Below are 12,299 nucleotides of genomic sequence, written 5' to 3' on the forward strand. Positions count from 1 at the left end.
CCATCGGCGGCAAGGCGCGCCCTAGGCGCCCGAAGCGCCGGACGCCCCCGCGACGCGCGGGGCGCCAAAGCGCTCGATCATCTTCGCCCGGATCTGGTCGCGGGTCTGCCGGTAGGCCGCAAGCTTCGTCTCACGCGTCTCGCCGATGCCGGTCGGATCCATGATCGGCCAGTATTCCACGTCGAGATGATACTGCCGGGTCAGATCGAGCGCCTGTTTCCGGCTCGCGGGGGACAGCGCGACGACGAGGTCGAAACCCGACAGGTCGTCGCCATACTCCTTCATTTCCTCGAAGCTCCGCGACCTGTGGCGGGAAAGCTCGATCCCCATCTCCTGGCACACCGCGATCGCGAATCCGTCGATTTCCAGATCGTTCTCGACGCCCGCCGACTGGACATAGGACGCGCGCCCGTAAAGCAGCTTCATCAGCGCCTCGGCGATCGGCGAACGCACGGCGTTGTGGTCGCAGCAGAACAGCACCGAATGCGGCAACGTTCCGGACAATCTCACCCCCCGGTCTGCAGCACACATATGAGCGTGAAGAGCCGCCGCGCCGTGTCGATGTCGAGCAGCGCCTTGCCGTCGAGCCGTTCCTGCACCACGCGGGCGCCCTCGTTGTGGATTCCCCGTCGGGCCATGTCGATCGCCTCGATCTGGGCCGGTGGCAGGCGCTTCACGGCGTCGAAGTAGCTCTCGCAGATCTGGAAGTAGTCCTTCACCACCTGCCGGAAGGGTCCGAGCGAAAGGTGGAACTCCGCCACCCTGCCGCCCGCCTCCGTGGCAATGTCGAAGACGAGCCGCTTGTCGCGGGTCGACAGCGCCAGCCGGAACGGGCCTTCGGGCGCGGGCGCGCCGTCCCGGCCCGGCAGATCGAAGGAATTGTCCTCCAGTAGATCGAAGACGGCGACGCGCCGTTCCTGCGCCACCTCCGGCGTCGGCGCCGGCAGGCCGGTGTCGTCGATCTCGATATGGCAGATGCGGCTCATGCGGCGCCCTCCCGGTTCACCCGGTCGAGCCGCGCGCGCACGGAAAGCCCGTGCGCCTCGAGGCTTTCGGACACGGCCAGCCGTTCGGCCGCAGGCCCGATCGCGGCGAGGGCCGCCGGCGTCATCTTCGCGATCGTCGTCCGCTTCAGGAAGTCCATCACCGAAAGCCCGCTCGAAAACCGTGCCGAGCGCGCCGTGGGCAACACATGGTTCGGCCCGCCCACGTAATCGCCGATCGCCTCCGGTGTCCAGTGGCCGAGGAAGATCGCCCCGGCATGGGTGACGCGCGGCAGGAGCGCCTCGGGGTCCTCGACGCAGAGCTCCAGATGCTCGGGCGCGACCCGGTCGGACAGCCTGGCCGCCTCCGCCAGGTCGCGGGTCACGATGACGGCGCCGTAGTCGCGCCAGCTCGCCCCGGCGATGGCGCTCCGCTCCAGCCCCGCCAGCCGCGCCTCCACCGCCGCCGCGACCGCGCGCGCCATTGCAGCGTCGTCCGTCACGAGGATCGCCTGCGCGCTCTCGTCATGCTCGGCCTGGCTGAGAAGGTCGAGCGCCACCCATTCCGGGTCCGCCGTCCGGTCGGCGATGACGAGGATCTCCGATGGCCCGGCGATCATGTCGATGCCGACGCGGCCGAAGACGCGCCGCTTGGCCGCCGCCACATAGGCGTTGCCGGGTCCGGTGATCTTGTCCACCCGGCGGATTGTGTCGGTCCCGAAGGCCATGGCCGCGATCGCCTGAGCACCGCCCACGCGGTAGACTGTGTCCACCCCCGCCAGCCGCGCCGCCATCAGGACCAGCGGATTGACGGCGCCGCCCGGCGTCGGACAGCAGATCACCAGCCGCTCCACCCCGGCCACCTTCGCCGGAATCGCGTTCATCAGAACCGATGAGGGGTAGGAGGCGAGCCCCCCCGGTACATAAAGCCCCGCGGCAGCGACCGGTCCCCAGCGCCAGCCAAGCTCCGCCCCCGCCGCATCGGTCCAGCGCGCATCGGCAGGCATCTGGCGCTCGTGATAGGCGCGGATGCGCGCGGCGGCCAGTTCCAGCGCCGCCCGGTCCTCGGCCCCGACCTTCGCGCATTCCGCTTCGATCTCGGCCGCCGAAAACGCCAGCCGGTCGGGCGTCAGCTCCAGCCGGTCGAACCGCGCGGTCAGTTCGATCAGGGCCGCATCGCCCAGTGCCCGCACCTCGGCGATGATCGCGGCGACGGCGGCGTCGACGTCCGGCGCATCCTCGCGTTTCATCGCGAGAAGCGCCGAGAAGGCGGCCTCGAAGCCCGGATCTGTAGTCGACAGCATCAGCGGCATCGGCATCTCTCCCGTTCCCGCTTCCCCTTAGCCGCCCCGGCGCTCGGCCTCAAGCGGCCCGGCTTTCACCGTTGCCAAATAGTCCTGAGGGCGCCCCGGACCCGGTCCGGTGCGAGGGGCGGAGCCCCTGAAGCCCGCCAGGGCGCGCGCCGCGTCGCCGGATCGTCCGTCCCGCAGCCGGGACACCCGTCACTCGGGGTGTTCCGGCGCTTTCCGCGACGGGGCGAGATAGGGCCGTGTCACGTCGCTGAGGATCAGGTCGAGGCATTCGACCTCGGCCCGGATCGCACCGTCGCCGGCGAGCGTGATCTCGACCGCGCCGGCCGCGTCCTCTCCGGGAACCCAGACCACGTCGAGAACCGACAGGACCTCCTCGCGATCGCGCCGGTCGATCCCCTGCGAGGCGACATGGGTCACCCCGCCGACGATGAGGAGCGAACGCACCCGCTCGTAGGGCCGCCCGCGCGCCTCGGCGGCGGAGCGATCCTCCCAGCGGAAGCGGTTGACCAGCAAGGCGAGCCGGCGGAGCCTCGGCTGCCAGCTCAGGTCGGCGATCGTCAGGACCGCGTCCTGAACAAGCGCTGCCAGAACCGGCACGTCTTCCGCCGCCTCGGCCCGGAGCCTCAGCGGCCGTTCGGCGGCATCCTCGAAGCGGGCATCCTCGGTCATTCGCCGCGCACCCGCTCGATCCTGGCGCCGCAGGCCGACAGCTTCTCCTCCACCCGCTCGTAGCCGCGGTCGAGATGATAGACCCGGTTCACCAGCGTCTCGCCTTCCGCGCCGAGCCCCGCGAGGATCAGCGACACGCTGGCCCTGAGGTCGGTCGCCATCACCGGCGCTCCCCTGAGCCGCTCCACCCCCGTCACCGTGGCATGGCCGCCGTGGACCTCGATCCTGGCTCCCATCCGCATCAGTTCCGGCGCATGCATGAAACGGTTCTCGAAGATCGTCTCCTCCAGCACCGAGACGCCCTCGGCGGTGCACATAAGCGCCATCATCTGCGCCTGAAGATCGGTCGGGAAGCCGGGATAGACCTCGGTCTTCACGTCAACCGCATGGACGCGCCCATTGGCGCGCGCGACCCGCAGCCCGTCGTTGGTCTGGGTGATCGTCACGCCGGCCGCCTCGAGCTTCTCGCAGAACGCGGGCAGGAGTTCCCGCCGCCCGCCGAGCAGTTCGACCTCGCCCCCCGCGATCGCCGGGGCGATCATGTAGGTGCCGAGCTCGATCCGGTCGGCGACGACACGGTGCGTCGCGCCGCCGAGCCGCTCGACGCCCTCGATCTCGATCGTCCCGGTGCCCTCGCCGGCGATCCGCGCCCCCATCGCGCGCAGGCAATGCACCAGATCGACGATCTCGGGTTCGCGCGCGGCGTTCTTCAGCACGGTCGTGCCCTTGGCCAGCGTCGCCGCCATGACCACGTTTTCCGTGGCACCGACGCTCGCGAAGCGCTGCTCGATCACGGCGCCCCTGAGCCCGCCCCGCGCCACCGCATGCAGGTAGCCGTCCCTCAGCTCGATCTCGGCGCCAAGAGCCTCCAGCCCGGTGATATGGATGTCCATCGGCCGCGCCCCGATGGCGCAGCCCCCCGGCAGCGAGACGACGGCATGGCCGGTCCGTGCCAGCAACGGGCCGAGAACGAGGTTCGAGGCCCGCATCTTTCGCACGATGTCGTAGTCGGCCCGGTGACTGGACAGCGCATGGCTGGAGAGCGTCAGCACGCGTCCCTCCTGCATCGCCGTCACCTCGACGCCGAGCGACTGGAGGAGCAGCGTCATGGTCTTGATGTCGGAAAGCCGGGGCGCGTTCATCAGCGTGAGCGGCTCGTCACTGAGCAGCGTGGCCGGCATCAGCGCGAGGCAGGCGTTCTTGGCACCCGCGATCGGAATCCGCCCCGAAAGTTCCGCTCCGCCCGTGACGATGATCGAATCCATGCCTGCCTCAGCCTTTCTTGTCCCGCGGCGCGCTTTCGACCGGCGGTTGATCTTGTGCGCCCGCCTCCCGCGCCTTCGCCTGCGCCTTGCGCCGCGCGATATTCGCCTTCAGCGCCGCCTTGAGCCGTTCGTCGCGACCCTCGCCGGCCCCGGATTTCGGGGGCTTCCTGTCCATGCCGCCCTCTCTACATGGGAAGGCCCCACCCGTCCAGATCGCCCACCCCCGGAGCTCCGTATCCGCGCGCCAGATTGCGCTTGCGCGGGGTGGAATTTGCGTCTAACACGCGCCCCACAAAAGCGGGCTGCGGTAGCTCAGTGGTAGAGCACTCCCTTGGTAAGGGAGAGGTCGAGAGTTCAATCCTCTCTCGCAGCACCAGGCCATCCCCTTGATTTCAAAAGAGACCTCTGCGCCGCTGGGGATTCTGCCGCTTTGTCGTTACTGCTTCGGTTGCAAACTGCAAGTGGCACATGGCAGGCAAGGTCAGACACTTGGTGAATCGTTCCGGGCGGTATCGCGCGCGCATCGTGGTCCCGAAGGGGCTTCGTGCGGTCACTGGCAAGAACGAGCTGCGCCAGGCGGGACGTGTTCGAGTACATCGAACTGTTCTACAACCCGAAACGCAAGCACGCGAACAACGGCACGCTGTCGCCCGTTGACTTCGAAAACAGACAGCAGAAGCTTACCACGGCAGGTGTCTAGGAAATTAAGGGCACCTCGCAGAGCAGGCACCCGGAGACGATCCAAGGTAACCAAGCCGGTCACTCATCCATGCAACTGTTGCCTTGCATTCCAAACTTCCGACCGGTCTAAGGGACACGGAGACTTGCCGCGCCACCGCCGGTTGGCTGATGGCCCTCGCCCACGGGATGACACCCATGCTTCATGTAACGCGAGCCGCAATTCTGGCGGTGCCTGCCGCTCTCGCACTGTGCCTGCCCGGCGATCTTCGCGCGCAGGACGCGCGGACCGCAGCCGTCACGGTCGTCATCGTCCGCCCTGAAACCGTGACATTGACCACGACCCTGCCGGGGCGCGTCGTCGCTTCGGCCGTGTCCGAGGTCCGTCCGCAGGTTGCCGGCATCATCACCGAACGTCTGTTCGACGAAGGCGGCTCGGTCGAGGCGGGCGAGGCGCTCTATACCATCGATCCGGCCACTTACGAGGCGGCGGTTGCGCAGGCCAGCGCATCGGTCTCGGCGGCCGAGGCACAGCTCCGCGCCGCCGAGCGGGACCAGGCGCGCGCCGAGACCCTGCTGAGCCGCAGTGTCGGCACCCAGCAGACAGTCGACGACGCGATCACGGCACGCGAAGGGGCCGCGGCGCAGCTTCTCGTCGCCAAGGCGCAGCTCCAATCGGCTCAAATAGAGCTCGATCGAACGACGATCCGTGCCCGTCTGAGCGGAGAGATCGGCCGGTCGCTGACCAGCCGCGGCGCGCTCGTTACCACCGGACAGGCCGAGCCGCTCGCAGTGATCCGGAACATCGATCCGGTCTTCGTCGATGTGACACAGTCGGCCGCGGAGCTGTTGCAGTGGCGCCGCGACAATGCGGGGACCGGTCAGGAGGATGGAGACCGCACGGTGAAGCTCATCCTTGCCGATGGTAGTGAGTATGAACAGACCGGCACGCTGACGGCCGCCGAACCGCAGGTCGACGAGCGGACCGGCGTCGTTGTCCTGCGGATGGAATTCGACAACCCCGACAAGCTGCTGTTGCCGGGGATGTATGTGCAGGTCGTGATGCCGACGACAAAGGCGGAGGGCGTGTATCTCGTTCCACAGGAGGGCGTCAGCCGTGACCGGCGCGGGCGACCCCTCGCATTGGTGGTGAACTCGGAAAACGTGGTCGAGTCGCGCGAAATCGACATTGTCGAGGATCGCGGCGCCGATTGGGTAGTTGGCAGCGGACTCGAACCTGGCGATCGCGTCATGGTGGAGGGTTTCCAGAAAGCCGCGCCCGGCGCGACCGTCACCCCCGAGGAACGTCAGGAAACCTCCAAGGGTGATGCCGAGCCCCAGCCAGAGACTGCTAAGGACTAGCGGCACAGCGCCGACCGGAGACCGCCATGGCCCGCTTCTTCATCGACCGTCCGATCTTCGCCTGGGTGATCTCGATCATCATCATGGGCATCGGCGCCCTGTCCATCCTGACACTGCCCGTATCGCAGTATCCGCAGATCGCGCCTCCCACGGTGCAAATAACCGCGACCTATCCGGGCGCGTCGGCGCAGACGGTCGCCAACACCGTGACTCAGGTGATCGAGCAGCAGATGACCGGTCTCGACGGTATGCGCTACATGTCGTCCAACTCGACCTCGGCCGGCACGGCGCAGATATCTCTGACCTTCCAGACGGGAACCGACCCCGACATCGCGCAGGTCCAGGTCCAGAACAAGCTGGCACGGGCCACGCCGCTGCTGCCCGAACCGGTGCAGCGGCAGGGCGTGTCCGTGCAGAAATCCGCGGCCGGGTTCCTGATGGTGATCGCCCTAATCTCGGACAACGAGAGATATGAGCAGGTCGATCTGGCCGACTACATGGTCAGCAACCTCGTCGATGAACTCAGCCGTATCGAAGGGGTCGGCAGCGTGCAGGTCTTCGGCGCGCAATACGCAATGCGGATATGGCTCGATCCCTCGAAGCTGGCGGCATTCGAACTTACGCCGTCCGACGTGGTCGCGGCGGTTTCCGAGGAGAACACCCAGATCTCGGCCGGCGCGTTCGGCGAGCGTCCGGCCGTCGCCGGCCAGCAATTGAACGCGACGATTACCGCGCAGTCACTGCTTCAGACGCCGGAGAACTTCCGACAGATCGTGCTTAGGGCCGAAACCGATGGCGGTCTCGTTCTTCTGGGCGACGTGGCCGACGTCGAAATCGGCGCCGAGAACTACTCGACGATCTCGCGCTACGACCGCAACCCGTCGGCAGGTCTGGCGATCAGCCTCGCTCCGGGCGCCAACGCTCTCGACACTTCCGATGCCGTCAAGGAACGGATGGCGGAATTCGCCGAGTTCTTCCCCGAAGGCGTGGAATACGTGGTCCCCTTCGACACGGCTCCCTTTGTCGAAATCTCCATCGAAGAAGTGGTGCGGACGCTGATCGAGGCAATCGTTCTGGTATTCCTCGTGATGCTCCTGTTCCTTCAGAACTTCAGGGCAACCCTGATCCCGACCCTGGCAGTCCCGATCGTGCTTTTGGGAACCTTCGGCATCCTCGCGGCAGCCGGCTTCTCGATCAACACGCTGACCATGCTGGCGATGGTGCTGGCCATCGGTCTTCTGGTCGACGATGCCATCGTGGTGGTCGAAAACGTCGAGCGGATCATGCGCGAGGAGGGATTGAGTCCTGTCGAGGCGACCCGCAAATCGATGGACCAGATCACCGGCGCGCTGATCGGCATCGCCCTGGTGCTCTCGGCGGTGTTCGTGCCGATGGCGTTCTTCGGCGGCTCGACCGGCGTCATCTATCAGCAGTTTGCCATCACGATCGTGTCGGCGATGGCGCTGTCCGTGGTTGTCGCGCTGACCCTGACGCCGGCATTGTGTGCGACACTGCTACGGCACGGCGAAGAGGGCAAACAGCGCGGTCCGATTGCGCTGTTCAATCGGGGTTTCGACCGTTTGACGCGGAACTATGGCAGGAGCGTGGGCTGGCTCGTGAAACGGCCTGTGCGCGTCGGGCTGGTATATCTCGCTCTGGCCGCCGCGATGGGGCTCCTCTTCGCGCGCACTCCGACCGGGTTTCTGCCCGACGAGGACCAGGGCATCCTCTTCGCGCTTGTCCAGGCGCCTACCGGTGCCACCTCGGAACGGACGCTCGGCGTGATCGAGAAGGTCGAGGACCACTTTCTCTCGACAGAGAGCGATCTCGTTGAATCCATCTTCGGTGTCGTCGGCTTCAGCTTCGCCGGGCGGGGACAGAACATGGGCATTGCCTTCGTGCGCCTGAAGGACTGGTCCGAGAGAGCCAAGCCGGGGCAGAGTGTGCAGGCGATCGCCGGCCGCGCCTTTGGCGCCCTCAGCGGCATCCGTGACGCCTTCGTCTTCCCGATCGTGCCGCCTTCGGTGATCGAGCTTGGAAACGTCTCCGGTTTCGATTTCTACCTTCAGGCGCGGGGCGGCCAGACGCATGAACAGCTACTGGACGCACGAAATCAGCTTCTGGGCATGGCAGCACAAAGCCCGATGATCGCTTCCGCCCGTCCGAACGGGCTGGAGGATGCGGCCCAGTTCAATCTCGACATCGACTGGCGCAAGGCCGGCGCAATGGGCGTCTCGGCGACCGATGTGGGCAATCTTCTGCGGATCGCCTGGGCGGGGAGCTATGTCAACGACTTCCTCGATCGCGGGCGGATCAAGCGGGTCTACGTTCAGGGCGCCCCCGAGGCGCGGTCGACGCCATCAGATATCAAGCAATGGCGAGTGCGCAACGCGACCGGCGGTCTTGTCCCGTTCTCCAACTTCGCGGAAAGCAGATGGAGTTCCGGCCCACAGGGTGTGACCCGCTACAACGGCGTGCCGGCGATGCAGATCCAGGGCTCACCCGCCGACGGCGTGACAACCGGCGAGGCGATGGCCGAGATCGAGCGTCTGGCGGCGCAACTCCCGCCAGGCTTCGCCGTCGCATGGACAGGACTGTCGCTTGAGGAACGCGAGTCGGGCTCACAGACGCCCCTGCTCTACGCGCTTTCGCTGGCGGCCGTATTCCTCTCGCTCGCCGCACTCTATGAAAGCTGGTCCATTCCCTTCGCCGTGATGCTCGCCATGCCGATCGGAATCCTCGGCGCCGTCGTCGGCGCCTGGCTCGGCGGGTTCGAGAACGGCGTGTTCTTTCAGGTCGGCCTTCTGACCGTCATCGGGCTGACCGGCAAGAATGCGATCCTGATCGTGGAGTTCGCGCGCGAGCGGTTCGAGGCGGGCGAAACGCTGCGCCGCGCCGCGACCGAGGCGGCGCGGCTTCGCTTCCGTCCGATCATCATGACGTCGATGGCGTTCTCGCTCGGGGTCCTTCCGCTGGTCATCAGCACGGGCGCCGGCTCGGGCGGGCGCACCGCCATCGGCTCCGGCGTGATGGGCGGCACGATCTCGGCCACCGTTCTCGGCGTACTGTTCGTCCCGGTCTTCTTTGTCATCGTCGCGCGCATCACACACGGCAGGAACCCCCTGGTGCCGCAACATGACGCATCGGACGGCCCGTAGAGGCGGAAGCTACCAGCGGCGAAACTTTCAGGCTCCGCAAGCTTACGCCGCAACAATTCGGGTGGCCAATCGGGCAGCTCGATCAACTGTCACCGCCCATCAGCGCGAGCCGACAATGGTCGCCTGTCGGGCCGATGGTCCCGGCGTGCAGTCTCGATGATGCGGGCGTCGACAACGTCCCAACCGCCGCATCTCGGCCGCAACAAACGTTGCTGGCAGCTCTACTGGCCGCCGTGTATGCCCCACGCCACCCAAAGCGGAGGTCTCATCCCCGCCCCTCGGTGGTGCCAGAAGGCATCCCCATTAGGGATGCTCCGATTTCCCAGGACTTCCATGTCGACGGCGTCCGTTCCTTGTATTTGCACATCATAGGCCCACCGTTCGCCTGAACATGGGATGCGCCGTCGGGCAATCCGCGAACAACCGGCCATTCCTGGTTTCCTGGGTGAAGTTTGTCTTTCGACGTCGCCTGGAGAACTCGGCCAGGGTCGGTCGAATGTTTGCAGCGGCGGTCAATGCTCGGAGATGCTCACGATGAACGGTGCTCGATGCCATTTGAGCGCGACGACAATGTTGGCCGCGTCATGTCCTCGAACCTCGCGGCGGGCCGCGGTGGCCCGAGTTTGAAGGGTGGCGAAGGAACCGATACTTAGCCGGCGCCGCAACTCGGGGAAATCTCTGAAGCAACCGCCCGGAATCCGACGTGTGGGTCTTCCGGGTCGCGCGCGCTGGTCCTGTGCGCTTGCGAACACTCCCCTCGTCCGCGAGCGTGGCACGGTCGGCCAGCATTGCCCCGGCCGTCACATCTGGTATTCGTCCGGTCGCGGGGCCTTCCTCAACGGCGAGACCCGGACGCGGACCGGATCATGCCGCTTCATCTTCACTTCGCACGCGCGAACGCGCCCTGGCTGTCGGCCGGGTTTCTGCTGACCTGCGCCTCCAGCTTCGGGCTGACCTTCTTCAAATCGATCCTTGCAGGCGACATCCGGTACGAATTCGGGCGGAGCCATGCCGGCTGGGGGCTGTCTATGCGGCGACGACCATGGCTTCTGCGGCGGTCATGGTCTTTGCCTGCGGCCTGACCGACCGCTATCGGGTGCGATGGATCGGGCTGACAGTCCTCTTCGGTCTTGCCGTCGCGACACTGCTGATGTCGCTGCCCACCGCGCTCTGGTCGCTGCTGCTGGCGGTCTTCCTGCTGCGGTTGATGGGTCAAGGGATGATGGCGCACGCGGCGATGGTAGCCAGGCCCGGCACCATGCGCTGAATGCGCCCGCATCCAGGATCAAGCAACCGCGCATTGTCTGGTGCGACGGACTACCGGTCTGTAAGCCGGCCGGGAACGCCTACCGGCGCCACGCGATGAAGACGGAACTGCAGATCAGGATTGCGACGCCGACGAACGTTATGCGATCTGGCACCTGTGAGAAGAACAGCCAACTCGCCGCGGTCGAGGTGACGATCTCCAGATAGGAAAGTGGCGCGACGAGCGAGGCATCCGCGCAATTGTATGCTTTGATGATCAGATACTGCCCGACCAGGCCGAAAAGTGTCATCCCCAGAACCATCCACCATTGCTCGGGACTGAGCCCCACCCAGATCAGCGCCATGAGCGGTGCGCCGACCAGCACCGCCATGAAATGCGTCTGGAACGTGAGGGTGAGAGGCGACACGCGGCGGCTTCCGACCGTGCTCTTCTTCACGAGGATCACGTAGCCGGCCATCGCCGCACCCGAGGCGAGCGCAAGCAGGCTCCCGGGTTGGAGTGCGCCGTGGCTTGGCCGGATGATGACGAGGGTTGCGCCGAATCCGACGAAAAGAGCGATCCAGCGCGCTGGCCCGACAGTCTCCTTCAGAAACAGCCGGGAAAGCATGGTTACGAAGAGCGGCTGGACGAAGCTGATCGCCACCGTGTCGGCGATCGAAAGATACTCCAGCGCCCCGAAGAAGCAGAACCCCGCAGTTATGCTGAAGAGACCCAGAAGGACGGCGTTGATCCGACCGTCCGGTGGAATGATCTCCCCCCGCCGACCGGCGAGCATGACCGGGAGGAGGAGGATCGTTCCGCACGTCATCCGAAGGAAGATCACCTGCATTGCCGGAACCCCGCCAACGACCAGATGCTTGGCCTGAACGTCGATCATCGGCACCAAAGCCATCGCCAGAATCATCATCATGATTCCGGCGCCGCTGGTGTCGCGGCGGCTAGCCACGGTGACGTGCGAAGACATCTGCGAAACTCCGGGGCGCCTCAGTCGAACCAGCGCGCACTCCGGTCCAGGAACCGATACCAGGTGCCAACCATGGGCAAGAACCAGGGATTTCCGTTGTAGAGGGGGAGCTTCGGAAAATGGCTGCCGATCACGCCCCGGTCTGAATTCGGCCGGCCGAGCATGTGCTCCGCTATCCGGTGCCCCAGGTGCGTCTGGTTAGAGATCCCGCCGCCGTTGCAGCAGGACACGTAATAGATGCCGTCGTCCATGCGGCCGGCGTGCGAGCAGAAGTCTAGGGCGAAACAGACGTTGCCATGCCAGGCGTGGCTGAGCCCGACCCCGCGCGTCTCGGGGAAGGTATGCTCCATGAACCGGCGCAGGCCCTCTGCGCCCTGTTCCTCGGTCGAGTTGCGGAACCGCGCCCGCCCGCCGAACAGGATGCGCTTTCCGTCGGGCGAGCGGCGGAAATAGTAGAGCACATGCTTGGTGTCACCGACCATCCGGTTGCCTGGGATCAGCCTCTCGAGCAGGTCGAGGGGCATTTCCTCGGTGGCGATCATGTAACTCTGGACCGGGATCGTGCGCTGGCGCAGCCATGGCACCTCCGGACCGGCATAGCCATTGACGCCGAGGAGGATCTTTTCCGCCTGGAGATCGA

11 protein-coding genes, 1 tRNA gene and 1 pseudogene are annotated in these 12,299 nt (G+C 66.2%); 5 read left to right on the forward strand and 8 right to left on the reverse strand.

Annotation, left to right across the window (positions count from 1 at the left end):
- Positions 1-21 precede the first annotated feature (21 nt).
- The 6 genes from ACMUOO_RS14495 to ACMUOO_RS14520 all read right to left on the reverse strand — a co-directional run bounded on the left by ACMUOO_RS14495 (position 22) and on the right by ACMUOO_RS14520 (position 4,405).
- Entirely contained in the window at positions 22-504 is a 483-nt protein-coding gene (locus tag ACMUOO_RS14495) for a low molecular weight phosphatase family protein (RefSeq protein WP_413855645.1), read from the reverse strand.
- 2 nt (positions 505-506) lie between these two features.
- Positions 507-986 carry a UPF0262 family protein gene (locus ACMUOO_RS14500; RefSeq protein ID WP_301919111.1) on the reverse strand — a complete coding sequence of 160 codons (480 nt, stop codon included), beginning with the start codon at positions 984-986 and terminating at the stop codon, positions 507-509.
- Positions 983-2,296, reverse strand: a complete 1,314-nt coding sequence (gene hisD / locus ACMUOO_RS14505) for a histidinol dehydrogenase (protein ID WP_301919112.1) — start codon at positions 2,294-2,296, stop codon at positions 983-985. The genes ACMUOO_RS14500 and hisD overlap by 4 nt, the downstream gene beginning before the upstream one ends.
- A gap of 189 nt (positions 2,297-2,485) precedes the next feature.
- Positions 2,486-2,965: a DUF2948 family protein gene (locus tag ACMUOO_RS14510; protein ID WP_301919113.1), complete on the reverse strand. Its 480-nt coding sequence runs from the start codon at positions 2,963-2,965 to the stop codon at positions 2,486-2,488.
- Positions 2,962-4,230 carry a UDP-N-acetylglucosamine 1-carboxyvinyltransferase gene (gene murA, locus ACMUOO_RS14515; protein ID WP_301919114.1) on the reverse strand — a complete coding sequence of 423 codons (1,269 nt, stop codon included), beginning with the start codon at positions 4,228-4,230 and terminating at the stop codon, positions 2,962-2,964. Before murA ends, ACMUOO_RS14510 begins: the two co-directional genes overlap by 4 nt.
- A 7-nt stretch (positions 4,231-4,237) precedes the next feature.
- Entirely contained in the window at positions 4,238-4,405 is a 168-nt protein-coding gene (locus tag ACMUOO_RS14520) for a hypothetical protein (RefSeq protein WP_301919115.1), read from the reverse strand.
- A gap of 126 nt (positions 4,406-4,531) precedes the next feature.
- On the opposite strand from ACMUOO_RS14520, the gene ACMUOO_RS14525 reads away from it, so the two are divergent.
- The 5 genes and pseudogenes from ACMUOO_RS14525 (at position 4,532) to ACMUOO_RS14545 (ending at position 10,695) form a co-directional block, all read left to right on the forward strand.
- Positions 4,532-4,606, forward strand: a tRNA-Thr gene (locus tag ACMUOO_RS14525).
- 195 nt (positions 4,607-4,801) lie between these two features.
- Positions 4,802-4,930 (forward strand): annotated as a pseudogene (locus ACMUOO_RS14530) (IS3 family transposase); the annotation flags it as partial.
- Between the two features lie 149 nt (positions 4,931-5,079).
- Positions 5,080-6,270: an efflux RND transporter periplasmic adaptor subunit gene (locus ACMUOO_RS14535; RefSeq protein WP_301919116.1), complete on the forward strand. Its 1,191-nt coding sequence runs from the start codon at positions 5,080-5,082 to the stop codon at positions 6,268-6,270.
- Positions 6,271-6,296: 26 nt separating this feature from the next.
- Positions 6,297-9,428 (forward strand): efflux RND transporter permease subunit, encoded by a 3,132-nt coding sequence (locus ACMUOO_RS14540; protein ID WP_301919117.1) that lies wholly within the window; start codon positions 6,297-6,299, stop codon positions 9,426-9,428.
- Between the two features lie 1,042 nt (positions 9,429-10,470).
- Positions 10,471-10,695 carry a hypothetical protein gene (locus ACMUOO_RS14545; RefSeq protein WP_301919119.1) on the forward strand — a complete coding sequence of 75 codons (225 nt, stop codon included), beginning with the start codon at positions 10,471-10,473 and terminating at the stop codon, positions 10,693-10,695.
- Between the two features lie 79 nt (positions 10,696-10,774).
- Here the strand turns inward: ACMUOO_RS14545 and ACMUOO_RS14550 are convergent, their stop codons facing one another.
- Positions 10,775-11,659, reverse strand: a complete 885-nt coding sequence (locus ACMUOO_RS14550; protein WP_301919120.1) for a DMT family transporter — start codon at positions 11,657-11,659, stop codon at positions 10,775-10,777.
- Positions 11,660-11,679: 20 nt separating this feature from the next.
- A partial coding sequence (locus ACMUOO_RS14555; RefSeq protein WP_413855649.1) for an NAD(P)/FAD-dependent oxidoreductase occupies positions 11,680-12,299 on the reverse strand: 620 nt, incomplete at its 5' end.

This window comes from Albidovulum sp., assembly GCF_041919395.1.
In the GTDB taxonomy this organism is placed as follows: Bacteria; Pseudomonadota; Alphaproteobacteria; order Rhodobacterales; family Rhodobacteraceae; genus Albidovulum.